The sequence below is a fragment of the Pseudocitrobacter faecalis genome (assembly GCF_965231525.1).
GTDB classification, from domain to species: Bacteria; Pseudomonadota; Gammaproteobacteria; order Enterobacterales; family Enterobacteriaceae; genus Pseudocitrobacter; species Pseudocitrobacter faecalis.
On the sequence record NZ_CBDDNJ010000002.1, the window covers coordinates 3,283,058 to 3,299,631 of the forward strand.

11 protein-coding genes are annotated in these 16,574 nt (G+C 54.9%); 3 read left to right on the forward strand and 8 right to left on the reverse strand.

All coding sequences use genetic code 11. The annotated features are described in order from the left end of the window. Positions 1-47: 47 nt before the first annotated feature. The 3 genes from ACOXYR_RS16270 to ACOXYR_RS16280 are packed head-to-tail and all read right to left on the reverse strand — an operon-like array spanning position 48 to position 3,178. Positions 48-1,916: an amidohydrolase gene (locus tag ACOXYR_RS16270; RefSeq protein ID WP_108474801.1), complete on the reverse strand. Its 1,869-nt coding sequence runs from the start codon at positions 1,914-1,916 to the stop codon at positions 48-50. 20 nt (positions 1,917-1,936) lie between these two features. Further along, a complete protein-coding gene (locus ACOXYR_RS16275) occupies positions 1,937-2,479 on the reverse strand; it encodes an antibiotic biosynthesis monooxygenase (RefSeq protein WP_108474800.1) in 543 nt (180 codons plus the stop codon). Between the two features lie 57 nt (positions 2,480-2,536). Beyond that, positions 2,537-3,178 carry a hydrolase gene (locus ACOXYR_RS16280; RefSeq protein WP_015965623.1) on the reverse strand — a complete coding sequence of 214 codons (642 nt, stop codon included), beginning with the start codon at positions 3,176-3,178 and terminating at the stop codon, positions 2,537-2,539. A gap of 274 nt (positions 3,179-3,452) precedes the next feature. Here ACOXYR_RS16280 and ACOXYR_RS16285 point away from each other — a divergent pair, with 274 nt between their 5' ends. Continuing rightward, positions 3,453-4,355, forward strand: a complete 903-nt coding sequence (locus ACOXYR_RS16285) for a LysR family transcriptional regulator (protein ID WP_108474799.1) — start codon at positions 3,453-3,455, stop codon at positions 4,353-4,355. A 1-nt stretch (position 4,356) separates the two neighbouring features. On the opposite strand, the gene malZ is transcribed toward ACOXYR_RS16285, so the two are convergent. From malZ to phoB, 5 genes are all read right to left on the reverse strand, one after another. Next, positions 4,357-6,174: a maltodextrin glucosidase gene (gene malZ, locus ACOXYR_RS16290; protein WP_421355824.1), complete on the reverse strand. Its 1,818-nt coding sequence runs from the start codon at positions 6,172-6,174 to the stop codon at positions 4,357-4,359. A gap of 184 nt (positions 6,175-6,358) precedes the next feature. After that, positions 6,359-7,714: a proline-specific permease ProY gene (proY, locus tag ACOXYR_RS16295; RefSeq protein WP_113858766.1), complete on the reverse strand. Its 1,356-nt coding sequence runs from the start codon at positions 7,712-7,714 to the stop codon at positions 6,359-6,361. A gap of 85 nt (positions 7,715-7,799) precedes the next feature. Next, positions 7,800-9,119, reverse strand: a complete 1,320-nt coding sequence (gene brnQ / locus ACOXYR_RS16300) for a branched-chain amino acid transporter carrier protein BrnQ (protein WP_108474796.1) — start codon at positions 9,117-9,119, stop codon at positions 7,800-7,802. 420 nt (positions 9,120-9,539) lie between these two features. After that, positions 9,540-10,826 carry a phosphate regulon sensor histidine kinase PhoR gene (gene phoR, locus ACOXYR_RS16305; protein WP_108474795.1) on the reverse strand — a complete coding sequence of 429 codons (1,287 nt, stop codon included), beginning with the start codon at positions 10,824-10,826 and terminating at the stop codon, positions 9,540-9,542. Positions 10,827-10,847: 21 nt separating this feature from the next. Beyond that, entirely contained in the window at positions 10,848-11,537 is a 690-nt protein-coding gene (gene phoB, locus ACOXYR_RS16310; protein ID WP_108474901.1) for a phosphate response regulator transcription factor PhoB, read from the reverse strand. A 193-nt stretch (positions 11,538-11,730) separates the two neighbouring features. Between phoB and sbcD the strand changes: the two genes are divergently transcribed. Together sbcD and sbcC are read left to right on the forward strand one after the other, a co-directional pair. Further along, on the forward strand, positions 11,731-12,933 hold the full coding sequence (sbcD, locus tag ACOXYR_RS16315) for an exonuclease subunit SbcD (protein WP_421355823.1): 1,203 nt from the start codon (positions 11,731-11,733) through the stop codon (positions 12,931-12,933). Further along, positions 12,930-16,067 carry an exonuclease subunit SbcC gene (gene sbcC / locus ACOXYR_RS16320; protein WP_421355822.1) on the forward strand — a complete coding sequence of 1,046 codons (3,138 nt, stop codon included), beginning with the start codon at positions 12,930-12,932 and terminating at the stop codon, positions 16,065-16,067. Before sbcD ends, sbcC begins: the two co-directional genes overlap by 4 nt. Positions 16,068-16,574: the final 507 nt, after the last annotated feature.

A 16,574-nucleotide genomic window follows, 5' to 3' on the forward strand; every position in this document is an offset into this window, starting at 1 on the left:
AGAACAACAAAAACCGGATGGGGAGCCCCATCCGGTGAGTTAGAGTATCAGAACGCGAAGCAGGAACAGCCCAGCACGCCCCAGAATGCCTGTTCATCGGAGACAGGAATCGATGATTTACGTGCAATATCATGCTGATGGCCGTGTACGCCACAGCTACCACAGCACTGGTGCATCTGGACAATTGCGCCCATTTTCCCGGCAACTGGCGGTGCTGAGCGATAATGGCCCGGCACGTTCACCACCGGCGACCAGTCAGGCACCACCGGAATCGCAGGTGGTGCAAGCGGCGTGAAGTGACCGGCGGCATAAACCACTTTGCCATCCACGATGGTCATCACCGATTCAATACCTTTAATCTCTTCTTCCGGCACGCTGAAGTAGTCTTTCGACAACACCACCAGGTCGGCAAGCTGATCTTTCTCGATACGCCCTTTTTTGCCCTGCTCGCTGGAGAACCAGGCGCTGCCTGCAGTCCACAGTTCCAGCGCCACATCGCGCGGCAGACGGTTTTCATCGTCATACATCGCCATACCGCCAACCGTACGGCCAGAAACCAGCCAGTAAAGCGCCGTCCACGGATTATAGCTCGCTACACGGGTAGCATCCGTACCCAGCCCGACGGGCACATCAGCAGCCAGCATTTTGGCCACCGGAGGCGTATGTTTCACCGCATCTTTACCATAGCGATCGATGAAGTATTCCCCCTGGAACGCCATACGGTGCTGTACCGCAATCCCGCCGCCCAACGCTTTAACACGTTCGATATTACGTTCAGTGATGGTTTCTGCGTGGTCAAAGAACCAGTGCAGACCGTTAAACGGAATATCGCGGTTCACTTTTTCGAACACATCCAGCATGCGGCTGATCGATTCATCATACGTAGCGTGCAGACGGAACGGCCAGCGGTGTTCGACCAGATGGCGCACCACGCGCTCCAGCTCATCTTCCATCCCTTCCGGCAGATCCGGGCGTGGCTGGAGGAAATCTTCGAAGTCCGCCGCTGAAAACACCAGCATCTCGCCCGCACCGTTGGCACGATAGAAATCGGTGCCCTGGCCCGGTTTGAGCATATCCGTCCAGCGTTCGAAATCTTCCAGTTCCTGTTTTGGCCGCTGGGTAAACAGGTTATAGGCGATACGAATCGTCATCTGCTCTTTTGCATGCAGTTGTTCGATAATTTCGTAATCTTCCGGGTAATTCTGGAAACCGCCGCCGGCGTCAATAGCGCTGGTCAGCCCAAGGCGGTTCAGTTCGCGCATAAACTGACGGGTGGAGTTCACCTGCATCTCCAGCGGCAGTTTCGGCCCTTTCGCCAGCGTCGAGTAGAGGATCATCGCATTCGGTTTGGCAATCAGCATCCCGGTCGGGTTGCCATTGTTATCACGAACGATTTCCCCTCCCGCCGGATTTGGCGTCTCTTTGGTGTAACCGACAGCTTTCAACGCCGCGCGGTTGAGCAGCGCGCGATCGTAAAGATGCAGCACAAAAACGGGTGTATCCGGCGCAGCTTCGTTCAGCTCTTCAATGGTCGGCATGCGGCGTTCGGCAAACTGGAATTCGCTCCAGCCCCCCACCACGCGCACCCACTGCGGCGATGGCGTGCGATCGGCTTGATCTTTAAGCATTCTCAGCGCGTCGGCCAGCGAAGGTACGCCTTCCCAACGCAATTCCAGGTTGTAATTCAAACCGCCACGGATCAGGTGGAGGTGGGAATCGTTCAGGCCAGGGATCACCGTATGCCCTTTCAGATCAACAATCTGCGTGCCCTCGCCCGCGTAAGACATCATCTGATCGTTGCTGCCTGTTGCCAGAATTTTACCGTTGGCAATCGCCACCGCTTCCACCAGCGGATGCTGACGATCAAGCGTGTGAATTCGACCCTGATTCAGGATCAGTGTGGCTTTTTGTGACATGTCACTCTCCTCAAACCGGATCAGGCTTTCTTAAGCCATCCGGCGAATAGTCGGGTCACGATGGGCATCCAGAGCCAGACAACCAGCGCAACCACACAGGCATCGTTAATGAAATGAAGCAGCAAGGAGCCCTGCAGGGCGGGGAACAGCGCGCCGGTTATCCACGGCACCAGATTGGTGCTGGGAAAAATCACCAGCAGCGTGATGAGAAATTGTTTCCACTGTTTTGGCTGACGCACGTGCGGTGACGGTGGCGTAAACCAGAACGCCGCTTCGGTACGAACTTCCGTGTGGTCACCTTCGGCGAGCAACGGGGTGATTTCATCCACCAGTTGTTTGCGCGTTTCGGACTGCGTCCAGGCGTAAAGGTGCTCCAGGGTATCGAAGCGAATGATGATATTCCAGGCACCCTGCCCATCTGCCGGGCGAATCACGTTGGCCCCAAGATGGCCGGGATACTCTGCGGCAACGGGCATGATTTTGCCGAGCCAGGCTTCATACTGGTCCGCATCTTCCGGGCGTAGCGCATGCGTAATTACCAGCGTTACATGTTTTTGCGTCATGACGGTTTTCCTTGCTGTCGCATTTTACGGGGAGCGAATCGCCCCCCGTCGCCGTCATTACGCTTTACGTTCCGGCGCGCCGTGAACCAGGGTATAAGCATAATCCACGCCCATACCATAGGCGCCGCTGTGCTCACGAACCAGATCCATCACCGCGTCGTAAGTTTCTTTACGTGACCAGTCACGCTGGTACTCCAGCAGCACCTGTTGCCAGGTAACCGGCACAGCGCCCGCCTGAACCATACGATCGATGGAGCGTTCGTGCGCATCAACTGAAGTACCACCAGAGGTGTCAGTCACCACATAAACTTCAAAACCTTCTTCCAGCGCCATTAATGCCGGGAAGGTCAGACAAACCTCAGTCCACAGGGCAGAAATAATCAGCTTTTTACGTCCGGTGGCTTTTACCGCCTTCACGAAAGCTTCATCTTCCCAGGAGTTCATGGAGGTGCGTTCAATCGGTTTAATTTCCGGGTGAACAGCCAGCAATTCTGGCCAGATATAGCCACTGAAGCTTTTGGTTTCAACCGAGGTATAGATGGTTGGAACGTTGAAGATTTTCCCGGCTTTGGCCAGTGCTACGGTGTTATTTTTCAACGTCTGACGATCGATATTCGCTACACCGAAGGACATTTGCGGTTGATGGTCGATAAAAATGAGAGTGGAGTTAGATGGATCGATCAGTTCCCGAATAGACATAAAAACACCTTCTTAAGCAATGAGTTAAGTAGAAATTTTAGGACTAAATGACAGGTGGATAGTGAATGAGTTTGCAGGATGAGTATAGCGGGAAATTTTTAACGAGTTATTAAAGAAAATTTACGATACGATGATGATAAATATTATGTTATGAAATGAATGAGTTACCTTTATTTTTCATTTAACCTATTGATTATCGAAAATTAATCAGTGGAATTACTCGACATACCTTTGTTACAACTAATGAGATTTTTTTCCGGGTATCTTTAATATTATGCGAATAAATCTGGACGTTTTACTTATTCTTGACGCGATTGACCGACACGGAAGTTTCGCCGCTGCAGCCGAGTCGCTTTACAAAACGCCCGCCGCACTGAGCTATATGGTGCAAAAACTGGAAAGTGATCTGAATATCACATTGCTTGATCGTTCCGGACATCGGGCCAAATTTACTGATACCGGTCGAATGATGCTGGAAAAAGGGCGATTGTTGCTCAATGCCGCGAAAGATCTGGAAAAACAGGCAATACAGGTGAATTCTGGTTGGGAAAAAGAGCTGTCCATCGCCCTTGATGACTCGTTCCCGTTTTCCGCATTGCTACCGCTTATTGAAGATTTTTACGCACAAAACAAGCAAACTCGTTTGAACTTCAGTCACCATACGCTGGCAGGATCGTGGGAAGAATTAACCCATAATGGTGCAGATATTATTCTGGGAGCGATCAACGATCCCCCCACCTCCGCGGCGTGGTCGTGGCAGATGCTCGGCATGCTGGATAACGCGTTCGTCATTGCTCCGTCGCATCCTCTGGCGGGCGAAGCGGAGCCCATTAGTACAGAAAGAATGATCAAGTTCCGTGCTGTGGTTATCAGCGACAGCGCCCAACACTGCCGTCCAATCAGCTCCAATTTGATTGATGAGCAGGCACAGATCCGGGTAGACGATTTTCACTCTAAAGTCACACTGCTGCGCGCCGGATTAGGCTGCGGATTCCTGCCGCGCCATATTGCTCACCCCTGGATAGCATCCGGCGAGCTGGTAGAAAAATCGGTAGTCTCGTGTCGGCAAAAAGATGTGGCCTATATCGCCTGGCGCAACGGTCATGAAGGGCTCGCACAGCTTTGGTGGCGCGAGGCGGTGATTAACCATAATCTGACCGCCCCGCTTTACCCCTGATTTACTCGCCGGACCAGACCGTGGCCGATCGTGCAGGCAGCGTCAGGACGCCATCCTGATTTTCGCCGCTGCCTTCCCGCTGCATGAGCGTGTTAAAACTCAGCAACGGCGTATCTTCCAGCACCACTTCACACGCCTCGCCGCGATTAATGGCAATCAGCACGCGTTCCCGTTTCAGAACACGGACAAAGACCACCACGTTATCTTCGGCGTACAGTACCTGGCAGCCACCGCGCCGCAAGGCTTCACTCTTTTTACGCAGCTTCGCCATCCGCTGATACAGCGCGAGCAGCTCACCGTCCTGCTGGCTTTTATCCCACGGGAACGGCTTACGACACATCGGGTCGTTCGCACCGTCCACGCCGACTTCATCGCCGTAATAGATACACGGTACGCCAGGCCAGCTGAACAACCACACCACGCCCAGCCCTAAGCGGTCGACATCTTTGCCCAATAGCGTTTTGAAGCGTGCAGTATCGTGGCTATCAAGCTGATTAAACATCCGCAACTGCTGCTGATGCGACAGCCCCGCACGATACTCTTCCATCCACGCCATGCAGGTTTGCGCATCAATGTTTTGCGGATCGTAAGAGAGATCGGTATTGGCCAGAAACGCCCAAATCGGCAGCGTAAAGCCGCGGTAGTTCATCGCCGCATCTTCCGTATCGGCTTGTAACCACTGACGCGCATCACCAAAATGTTCCCCGAAAACATACGCTTCTGGGTGCGTTTCTTTCGCCGCCTGAGTCATTCCGGCCACGTGTTTCAAATTGTTATACGCACCGCCGCCTTCACCGAGCATGTGCACCACATCCAGCCGCCAGCCGTCCATGTTCCACGGCGCTTTCAGCCAGTGGCGTACAATACTCTCTTCTCCGCGGTAGATTTCGTTGACCAGCGATTCGGACTGATAATCGAGCTTCGGCAGGCTCGGATAGCCTAACCAGTCCAGCGCACGGCCTTCTGGCGAGAAGCTGTACCAGTCGCGCCACGGCGACGACGCGTTATGGCATGCACCGCTGCTTGCGTTATTCTGCCGATCAAACCAGTCATGTGTATCGCCGCTGTGGTTAAACACGCCGTCAAGAATCAGGCGCATACCTTCGCGTTGGGTATTTTCGCGCAGGCGCAGCAGCGCCTCGTTACCACCAAACTGCGGATCCACTTCACGATAATCCTGGGTATCATATTTATGCACGCTTGGCGCGGTGAAAACCGGGTTCAGGTACAGCCCCGTCACGCCAAGTTTCTTCAGGTACGGCAGCTTTTCGCTGATACCGTTGAGATCACCGCCATAGAACGTAGAGCCGCCCGCATCCGCCGTAAGCGGCGCATCCCAGTCACGCAGAATGATGTCGTGTCCGGCGGCATGATGGTAATAGACCTTGTCCTGCTCGGCCGTACGCGTGTCGCTACGGGCAAAACGGTCAGGAAAGATTTGGTAGAAAATTTGATCGGCCACCCATTGCGGGCCGCTGTCAGGCACATCAACCGCAAATAGCTCAAGCTTTGCGGGCGGAATGCGGCTAAACCCCTTTGGCGCAAACCAAAGCTGACGATCTTGCCATAATAATTTAAAAGCATAGCGGCGGCGCGGTTGCCCGCTATCAAGCGGTATCTCACCACGCCAGACCGTCACACCCGGAACAGGTGATTTGCTCAGGCGTTTCATCGGCAGGACGCACTCTTCATTGTCGATTTCCGCACGCATCGTAATGCGCTGCGGCAGGTCGTTTCCGCGCAACCACAAGGTCATCGACAAGCGATCGTCGTGCGACTTTATAAAGGGTGCGACAGGCAGATGCCAGGCGTTCAACATCGTTTAATTCCCCTCAGTTAACAATGCGCTCACCTTGCCACAAGCCCTTTCCGCCCTACTCCTCTTTTCGTCGTTTTTGAGGGGTGGAGATTGGGGGCGTAAAAAAGCCCGGCGACTGAAGCTAACCGGGCTTTCTGGTTTTTCCTGATAGCGCTTCGCTTATCAGACTGACAAATTGCGCATATTAGCGACGGCTACGACGCGATTTAAACATCCAGCCAATCAGCAGCAGCACAATCCATGCAAACCCCACGTACAGGGAAATGCGCGTATCCGGGTGATAACCGATCAGGCCGATGATAAAGACCAGGAAAATCAGGCCAACGAGGGTGGTGGTAACGCCGCCAGGTACTTTGAATTTCAGTGCTTTCACTTCTTCCGGCGACAGACGACGACGGAAGGCCACCTGCGAGAGCAGGATCATAATCCACACCCACACGGTGGCGAAGGTCGCCAGCGAGGCGATAACCAGGAAGACGTTTTCCGGCATGATGTAGTTCAGATACACCGCGAACAACAAGGCAACGGTCATCACCATGACGGTGACCCATGGAATGCCGCGCCGTGAGGTTTTAGCAAACACTTTCGGTGCGCTACCCTGTTCAGCCATACCGTGCAGCATACGCCCCACGCCAAACACATCACTGTTAATCGCGGAAAGCGATGCGGTCAGCACCACAAAGTTCAGGATGCTGGCGGCAAAGGTGATGCCCATATGCTGGAAAGTCAGCACGAACGGGCTACCATTGGTGCCTACCTGGTTCCACGGGTAGATGGACATAATCACAAATAACGTGCCCACGTAGAACACCAGAATTCGCATCGGTACCGAGTTGATAGCGCGTGGAATGGATTTTTCCGGATCCTTCGCTTCACCCGCGGTGATACCAATGATTTCGATACCGCCGTAGGCAAACATCACCATTTGCAGCGACATCACCATGCCGAGCCAGCCGTTGCTAAAGAAGCCACCGTTGCTCCAGAGGTTATGTATGCCCGTCGGTTGCCCGCCGTTGCCAATCCCCCAGATGATAATGCCGAAACCGGCGGCGATCATGATGATGATGGTGGCGACTTTGAAGAAGGAGAACCAGAACTCCAGCTCACCAAAGACCTTCACGCTCATCAGGTTAATGGCGCAAATAATCATCACCACGCTCAACACCCAAATCCAGTGCGGCACATCGGGGAACCAGACCCCCATGTAGATGCCGAAGGCAGTCACGTCGGCGATAGCGACAATCAGGATTTCAAAGCAGTATGTCCAGCCGGTGATATAGCCTGCCAGCGGGCCGAGGTTTTCCTGCGCATAGCGCGAGAAGGAACTGGCTGCCGGGTTGTGCACCGACATTTCGCCCAGCGCGCGCATGATGATATACGCCGCCACGCCACCGATAATATAGGCCAGCAGCACGCTCGGCCCGGCCATCTTGATTGCGTCAGCGGAACCATAAAACAGCCCGGTTCCAATTGCTGATCCTAGCGCCATGAAGCGAATGTGCCGGGTACTGAGCCCGCGCTTCAGCTTGTTGTTTTCCATCGTTTCCAGTGCCATTTCTTACCAAAAAACAAAAAACCACGGGACGCGAAGTCCCGTGGTTGAACATGTTGTTATCGCGCGAAAATTAATGCGCGTTAGACGTTACCTGTCGGCCTGCGGCACGGTCCCAGATAATCGCCAGAACCGCCATTATCACCGTCGGCAGCAGCCAGGCCAGGCCTTGCTCCGCCATCGGCAAACGCGCCGTCCAGCCAGGCAGCACATCAGCGAAGGCCGATGCTTTGATGCCGTCAAGGATACCAAACATCAGGCTGATAAACATCGCTGGTGCAATTACGCGAGTCGAATTATGCCACCAACCGCGGGTAAAGCTTAATACAACCAGTGCGATACAGGGCGGATAGATCATCGTCAGCACCGGAATGGAGATCTGAATCAGGTGGCTCAGCCCCAGGTTGGAGACCGCCATCGAGAAGATACCCAGAATAAACACCAGCGAGCGATAAGAGAGCGGCAGATACTGCGCGAAAAATTCCGCGCACGCACAGGTCAGGCCAACCGCCGTAACCAGACAAGCGATAAAGATCAGCGCCGCCAGCAGGAAGCTACCCGCTCCGCCGAAGGTATGCTGCACATAAGCATGCAGAATCGCCGCGCCGTTTGCGCTCTTATCAACCAGCAGCGCGCTATCGGAGCCCAGGCGGAACAACGCCAGGTACAGCAGCGTCAGGCCAACGCCGGCCATCAGGCCAGCCCAGATGGTATAGCGAGTCAGCAAGCGAGCCTCGGTCACGCCGCGGGAGCGGGCCGCGTTCACGATTACGATCCCAAATACCATCGCGCCAAGGGTATCCATAGTCAGATAACCATTCACGAAACCATTAGAAAACGGTGCCGTTTGATACGCTTCAAGAGCATGACTGATAGGGCCAGCCGGCCAGATAACCGCCGCCACGGAAAGCACCAGCAGCGCCAGAATTTTCATTGGTGCCAGGAAGTTGCCGACGGTATCGAGCAGTTTGCCTGGATAGAGGGAAACCAGAATGACCAGCGCAAAATAGACCAGGCTGTAGATAAACAGCGGCATCGCACCATCACCCGTCAGCGGGGCAATACCGATTTCGAAGGAGACAGTCGCGGTACGCGGCGTCGCAAACAGCGGGCCAACAGCGAGATAACAAACGGTTGCCAGCAGAACCCCTGCGACTTTACCGATTGGCGTACTGAGGCTATCAACACCACCGCCGACCTTTGCCAGCGCGACAACGGTCAACACAGGCAGACCGACTGCGGTAATTAAAAAGCCGAGCGCGGCGATCCAGACGTTCGGGCCCGCCTGTAAACCAACCATTGGAGGGAAAATAATGTTGCCAGCGCCGACAAACAACGCAAAGGTCATAAAGCCCAGAGCGATGATATCGCGTGTTTTTAACTGATGGGTCATATGTAACTACTGCCTGTGGATGTGGTGTTGTACAAATAAAAAACTTTGCGCTCGCTCCAACGGAATCTTTCAGAGGAAACAAGCAACAAACTCAGCGGGATATGCTCCCTTCGTAGCGTGAGGAAGAATAGTTTTTTGATTTGCTACGTAAATACAGTCTGATTCCTACTGCATTAGGCGCAATTTAAACGCTTATAACGTTTTAAAGCAATATGGGATCGCAAAACCAGACGATTATACTAATACTAAATACAAACCTGGAACGATTAACCAGATATAGGAAAAACACATGGCTGATCATGCGAACAAAAAAGCGCCAGTTGTTCATAAAATATCCGATGGGAAATTGACTGCAAAGCAAACAGACCAGCCGAAGCTGGTCTGTGGAAACTCATCGTGACAAGTGCTAAATCTGGCGCTTTATGTGGCAATTAAACGTTCCGGCAGCAGGAAACTAAAGCGTGTTCCTTTTCCTGGCTGGCTTTCAACATCCAGGCGGCTATCATGATGATTTAACGCATGTTTCACAATCGCCAGGCCTAAGCCGCTGCCGCCAGTTTGCCGGGAGCGCGCTTTATCCACCCGGTAAAAACGCTCGGTTAAACGGGGAAGATGTTCCGCCGCAATGCCAGGCCCGTTGTCCTCGACGCTAAACAGCGCACCGTGCGGCGCATGCTGCCAGCGCACGGTGATTTTCGTGCCGGCGGGCGTATGGTTCACCGCGTTATAAACCAGGTTTGACACCGCACTGCGCAGTTGATCTTCATTGCCCAGCACCTTCAATGCCTCATCAATTTCAAAATGGAGTTCATGCTGGCCCTGGCTTAGCGTTTGCGCTTCCCGCTCAACCACCCGCAGCATCATCGGTACATCCACTTTTTCATTGAGGGTGAGGGTCGGCGCGGCTTCAATTTTCGATAGCGTCAGTAATTGCTTCACCAGCCCTTCCATACGCTGCGTCTGTTCACGCATCGTATGCAGGGCTTTTTCACGCGTCGCGCCTTCCAGTACCTGCTCCTGAAGCATCTCAAGATAGCCCTGCAGAACCGTCAATGGCGTACGCAGTTCATGACTGACGTTGGCAAAGAAGTTGCGCCGTGCGCCTTCCAACTGGTGCATTTGGGTGACGTCGCGCGCCACCATCAGCAACTGCCGGTCGGTATAAGGCATGATACGGATTTCCAGATGACGCCCATTATTGAGCACCAGATGCAGCGGTTTAAGAAACTCGCGTTGCTTAAGATGCTGCGTAAATTCCGGATAACGCAACAGGTTAAGAATATTTTGCCCGCTATCGTCCGGCCAGCGCAGACCAAGCAGTTGTTGCGCCAGGCCGTTACACCAGAAGATTGCGCCCTCTTCTGTGGTCAACACCACCGCATCGGGTAGTGATTCTGCGCCGCTACGAAAGCGTTTAATCAGATTACCCAGTTCACGGCGGCGTTTTTTATTACGCAGTTGCATCTGATTCAGACCGTAGAGCAGCGGTTCCCAGCTACCGCGCCCCGGCGGCGGCGTCATGCTGCGATCGACCCATAACCACCAGGAAAGGCGCAGAAGATTCCAGAAATGCCAAATCAACAGTCCGGTCACTGCCGCCAGCAGAAACCAGGGAAGATGGCCAATAATAAGCCCTAATATCAGGGCCGGGAGACAACACAAGAAAAGCTCAAAGGCGAGTCTTTTCCATGACAGCCGTTCCAGCACGCGTCACACTCCTGTCAACATTCAGAAACGAGCCGAAAAACGGTAGCCCGTGCCGCGAACGGTTTGCACCATACGATCGTGGCCGCTCTGTTCCAACGCTTTGCGCAGGCGGCGAATATGCACATCCACCGTGCGATCTTCCACATAGACGTTGGTGCCCCAGACATGGTTCAACAATTGCTCACGGCTGTAGACGCGTTCAGGGTGCGTCATAAAGAAATGCAGCAGTTTGAATTCGGTTGGCCCCATATCGAGCGGATTTTCGCCGGTCATAACGCGATGCGAGGTAGGATCAAGGCTTAGGCCCTGCATCTCAATCACCTCCTCCACCGCCATCGGAGAGATACGCCGCATCACCGCTTTGATCCGCGCCACCAGCTCTTTCGGGGAAAAGGGTTTGGTAATGTAGTCATCCGCGCCGGTTTCCAGACCGCGTACGCGATCCTCTTCTTCACCGCGCGCCGTCAGCATCATGACCGGGATATCGCGGGTCAGCGCTTCACGCTTGAGATGTTTGATAAACTGTAGCCCTGAGCCGCCCGGTAGCATCCAGTCGAGCAAAATCAGATCGGGCCAGGGTTCATTGAGCTGATTCACCGCACTGTCATAATCTTCCGCCTCAATCGGCTGGAAACCGTTTTGCTCCAGCACGAAACAGACCATTTCGCGGATGGGTGCTTCATCTTCAACGACCAGAATGCGTCTCGCCATTTTATGCCCTGTTTTTTTAGCCATCAGTATACATTCGGCGTCATTATGCGTCAGATTTATGACAGTTTTATGAAAAACATGACCGTAAAATGATGGCGCTTTACGAAATATGACACTCGCGGAATACACCCGTCGATCCTGCGGTCGGGGAATGTATAATCCCGGCTATGCTTTTTTCCCCACAGGGACGACGATGCGAATTCTTCACACTTCAGACTGGCACTTAGGCCAGAATTTTTACAGTAAAAGCCGTGCCGCAGAACACGATGCGTTTCTGAACTGGCTGCTGGAGACCGCGCAACGCGAACAGGTCGACGCCATTATTGTGGCGGGCGATATCTTTGATACCGGCTCGCCGCCAAGCTATGCGCGCGAACTCTACAACCGCTTTGTGGTAAATCTGCAACAAACCGGCTGTCATCTGGTGGTGCTTGCCGGAAATCATGATTCCGTCGCCACGCTGAATGAATCCCGCGATATTTTGTCGTTTCTCAATACCACGGTGATCGCCAGCGCCGGGCATGAACCTTTTATTCTCAACCGCCGCGACGGCACACCTGGCGCTGTTTTCTGCCCGGTGCCATTTTTGCGTCCGCGCGATATCGTCGTCAGCCAGGCCGGGCTTTCCGGTGCGGAAAAACAGCAGCATTTACTGGAAACCATTACTGACTACTATCAGAAACAATACCAGCAGGCCTGCGCACTGCGTGGCGATCGCCCGCTGCCGATAATCGCCAGCGGTCACCTGACCACCGTGGGTGCCAGCAAAAGCGATGCCGTGCGTGATATTTATATTGGCACACTGGATGCGTTTCCGGCGCAAAACTTCCCGCCTGCCGATTACATCGCGCTGGGGCATATTCACCGCGCGCAGAAAATCGGCGGCAGCGAACATATTCGCTACTGCGGCTCGCCTATCCCGCTCAGCTTTGATGAAACGGGGAAAAGCAAAAGCGTCAATCAGGTGACCTTTGTCGAGGGTAAACTTCAGGACGTGACGCCACTCGACGTGCCCGCTACGCAACCGCTGGCGGTCATTAAGGGCGACTTTGACAGCATCAGCAGCCAGTTGGCACAGTATCGCGATGCCCCGTCAGAGCCCCCGGTCTGGCTGGATATTGAAATCACCAGCGATGAGTATCTGCATGATATTCAGCGTAAAATCCAGGTCATTACCGATGATTTGCCCGTTGATGTATTGCTGATCCGCCGCAGCCGCGAACAGCGTCAGCGCATTCTGGACAACAGCCTGCGTGAAACCCTAAGCGAACTGGAAGTTGAAGAGGTTTTCCAGCGTCGTCTGGCGCTGGAAACGCTAGAAGAATCCCGGCAGGCGCGCCTGAAAACGCTGTTTGATCTCACCGTTCACTCGCTTGATGAGGAGCCGCAGCCATGAAAATCCTCAGCCTGCGCCTGAAGAATCTCAACTCACTGAAGGGCGAGTGGAAAATCGATTTCACCGCCGAACCGTTTGCCAGCAACGGTCTGTTCGCCATCACCGGCCCCACAGGCGCGGGAAAAACCACTCTGCTGGACGCCATTTGCCTCGCGCTGTATCACGAAACGCCGCGCCTCAACACGGTGTCGCAATCACAAAACGATCTGATGACCCGCGACACCGCTGAATGTCTGGCGGAAGTTGAGTTTGAAGTGCAGGGCGTGGCCTATCGCGCGTTCTGGAGCCAGAACCGCGCGCGCAATCAGCCGGATGGCAACCTGCAGGCCCCGCGCGTTGAACTGGCGCGTCGCGATGACGGCAAAATTCTGGCCGATAAAGTCAAAGATAAGCTCGAGCTTATCGCGTCGTTGAGCGGGCTCGATTACGGCCGCTTTACCCGTTCAATGTTGCTGTCACAGGGGCAGTTCGCCGCGTTCCTTAATGCGCGTCCCAAAGAACGCGCCGAGCTGCTGGAAGAACTCACCGGCACGGAAATATATGGACGAATTTCTGCGCAAGTTTTTGAAAAACATAAACAGGCACGCACCGAGCTGGAGAAACTCCAGGCGCAATCCTCCGGGATGGTGCTGCTGAGTGAAGAGCAGCAACAGTCACTGCAGGGAAGTTTGCAGGCGCTTACTCTCGAAGAGAAAGCCGCACTGGAGCAGCAGACGATCGCACAACATCAGCAACAGTGGTTGCTGCGTCAGAATGAACTGACGCGCGAAACGCATACCACCCGAGAAGCGCTTGCCGCCGCAGAACAGGCTCTGGCGACAGCGCAACCCCAGCTGGAAACGCTCAGCCGTGCCCAACCGGCGGAACTTCTGCGCCCACGCTGGACACATCTTCAGGAACAAGCCGCAACCCTCGCCAGAACCCAGCAGCAGACGCTGCAAGTAAATGCTCGCTTACATGAAGCAACCACCCGCCGTAACCGCATCCGCGCCACGGCTATCGAACAGATGCGCGGGTTGCAGCAGACGCAAACTCAGCTAAACCAATGGCTTAAGGAGAACAAGCGTTTTGCACACTGGGGCAGCGAACTCACCGGCTGGCGCGCGGCATTTGTTTTACAGGCGCGAGAAAGCGCACAGTTGCAGAACAACCAGCAGCGCCTGAGTACGCTGGAAAAACAGCTTGCCCAGTTACCGGCCTCCACGCTTACGCTGAATCTTGCCGAAGCCAGCGACGCCATTAACGCGCACAGCGCTGCCCGCCCGCTGCGCCAGCAGCTCACTACGTTGCATGCACGTTTTCTTCCGCTGCAAAAACGGCGTCAACAGTTGGTTGAAGCGCAGGATAATCGCCGCCAGCAACTGGAAAAACTGACCGCAGAGCTGACCGATCGCCGCCAGCGCTATAAAGTGCAAAACCAGCAACTGAGCGATGTGCGTGCATTATGCGAGATGGAAGCGACGATTGTGCGCCTGGAAGCCGAACGCGCCAGGCTGCAACCCGGTTGCGCCTGCCCATTGTGCGGTGCCACCGAACATCCGGCGATTGCGCAATACCAGGCGCTGACGCCCGGTGTCAATCAGGCGCGTCGCGATGAACTGGAGCGCGACGTCAAACGTCTGGCGGAAGAAGGTGCAACCCTGCGCGGCCAGCAGGATGCCCTGCAAAAACAACAGCAGGTTGAAGAAAGCGAGCTGGAGTCTCTTTCTAAGCAGGAGCAAGCACTTACATCACAATGGCAGGACGTAACGGCCGCGTTAGGCGTGACGCTTCGCGCTGAGGAAGCGATTAGCGAGTGGCTTGGCACACAGGAAGAGTACGAACAGCAGCTTTATCAGCACAGTCAACGGCTGAATTTACAGCAGCAGATAACCGACCTTCAGCAGCAGATTACGCTGGCGCAGAACGAACTCAGCCAGCGCCGCGAAGCGTTGCAGGCTCAACTGACGACGCTTTCGCTCACAGCACCTCTTTCCGGCGAAGAGAACGTCTGGCTGGCGGCGCGCGAAGAGGAAAGCCGGCTCTGGCAAAGCCAACAGACGCAGCACGGTGAAACGCAGCAAAAACTCGCTCAGCTTCAGCCGTTGCTGGATACGCTGCCTGTGTGTGAAATCGAAGAGACAACCCCCATGTCGCTGGAGGGATGGCAGCAGATCCACAACGATTGCATCTCGCTCGCCAGCCAGTGGCAAACCTTGTCGCAGCAGGAAGCACTGGAAAAAGCGCGCCTGCAACAGGCCGAGCGCGAATTTGCTCAGGCACTGGCGGAATCACCGTTCAGCGATCGCGCGGCGTTTCAGGCGGCGTTGCTGGAACTGCCTGAGCGTGAGCGTCTGGAGCAACTGAAAGTGTCGCTTGAGAGCAAGCTTCAGCAGTGCCGCACGCTGGATACGCAGGCGCAAAATGCCCTGCAACGTCATCTGGCTCAACGCCCAACGACGCTCAACGATGATACCGCGCTTGAGCAGGTACAAACTCATCTATCGCACCTGTCCCAACAATTGCGCGAGAACAGCGCTCGTCAGGGCGAGCTTCGCCAGCAAGTGAAACAGGATGAAGAGAACCGCCGCCAGCAACAAAACCTGCTGCTGGAGATTGAAAAAGCCAGCGCGCAGGTAGAAGACTGGGCGCACCTGAACGCGCTGATTGGCTCCAGAGAGGGCGATAAATTCCGTAAATTCGCCCAGGGGCTGACGCTGGATAATCTGGTGTGGCTGGCGAATGACCAGCTTAGCCGCCTGCACGGGCGCTATCTGTTGCAACGTAAAGCCAGTGAAGCGCTGGAACTGGAAGTGGTCGACACCTGGCAGGCAGACGCGGTGCGCGACACCCGAACCCTCTCCGGCGGCGAAAGTTTCCTCGTCAGCCTGGCGCTGGCGCTGGCGCTTTCTGACCTGGTGAGCCACAAAACGCGTATCGATTCGCTGTTCCTTGACGAAGGCTTTGGCACTCTGGACAGCGAAACCCTCGACACGGCGCTGGACGCGCTGGACGCGCTCAACGCCAGCGGCAAAATCATTGGCGTGATTAGCCACGTAGAGGCGATGAAAGAGCGCATTCCGGTTCAGATAAAAGTGAAGAAAATTAACGGGCTGGGGTATAGCAGGCTGGATAAGGTGTTTGCGGTGGAGTGAGGGGGATATGTGCGCGCTGATGCCCTCACCCCGGCCCTCTCCCACAGGGAGAGGGAGAAAACCGCACCCACTTAAACTCTGGCACCATCGGTTCCCTCTCCCACAGGGAGAGGGAGAAAACCGCACCCACTTAAACTCTGGCACGGTCGGTTCCCTCTCCCTCGAGGGAGAGGGTTAGGGTGAGGGGGAAATGCGCGCACCGATGCCCTCACCCCGGCCCTCTCCCACAGGGAGAGGGAGAAAACCGCACCCACATAAACTCTGGCACCATCGGTTCCCTCTCCCTCGAGGGAGAGGGTTAGGGTGAGGGGGAAATGTGTGCACCGATGCCCTCACCCCGGCCCTCTCCCACAGGGAGAGGGAGAAAACCGCACCCACTTAAACCCTGGCACGGTCGATCCCTCTCCCTCGAGGGAGAGGGTTAGGGTGAGGGGGAAATGCGCGCACCGATGCCCTCACCCCGGCCCTCTCCCACAGGGAGAGGGAGAAAACCGCACCCACTTAGAC

Excerpts from the sequence above, each read along its gene's own strand:
- ACOXYR_RS16270 (WP_108474801.1), bottom strand. The coding sequence starts at position 1,916 with ATGTCACAAAAAGCCACACTGATCCTGAATCAGGGTCGAATTCACACG.
- ACOXYR_RS16275 (WP_108474800.1), bottom strand. The coding sequence starts at position 2,479 with ATGACGCAAAAACATGTAACGCTGGTAATTACGCATGCGCTACGCCCG.
- ACOXYR_RS16280 (WP_015965623.1), bottom strand. The coding sequence starts at position 3,178 with ATGTCTATTCGGGAACTGATCGATCCATCTAACTCCACTCTCATTTTT.
- ACOXYR_RS16285 (WP_108474799.1), top strand. The coding sequence starts at position 3,453 with ATGCGAATAAATCTGGACGTTTTACTTATTCTTGACGCGATTGACCGA.
- malZ (WP_421355824.1), bottom strand. The coding sequence starts at position 6,174 with ATGTTGAACGCCTGGCATCTGCCTGTCGCACCCTTTATAAAGTCGCAC.
- proY (WP_113858766.1), bottom strand. The coding sequence starts at position 7,714 with ATGGAAAACAACAAGCTGAAGCGCGGGCTCAGTACCCGGCACATTCGC.
- brnQ (WP_108474796.1), bottom strand. The coding sequence starts at position 9,119 with ATGACCCATCAGTTAAAAACACGCGATATCATCGCTCTGGGCTTTATG.
- phoB (WP_108474901.1), bottom strand. The coding sequence starts at position 11,537 with ATGGCGAGACGCATTCTGGTCGTTGAAGATGAAGCACCCATCCGCGAA.
- sbcD (WP_421355823.1), top strand. The coding sequence starts at position 11,731 with ATGCGAATTCTTCACACTTCAGACTGGCACTTAGGCCAGAATTTTTAC.
- sbcC (WP_421355822.1), top strand. The coding sequence starts at position 12,930 with ATGAAAATCCTCAGCCTGCGCCTGAAGAATCTCAACTCACTGAAGGGC.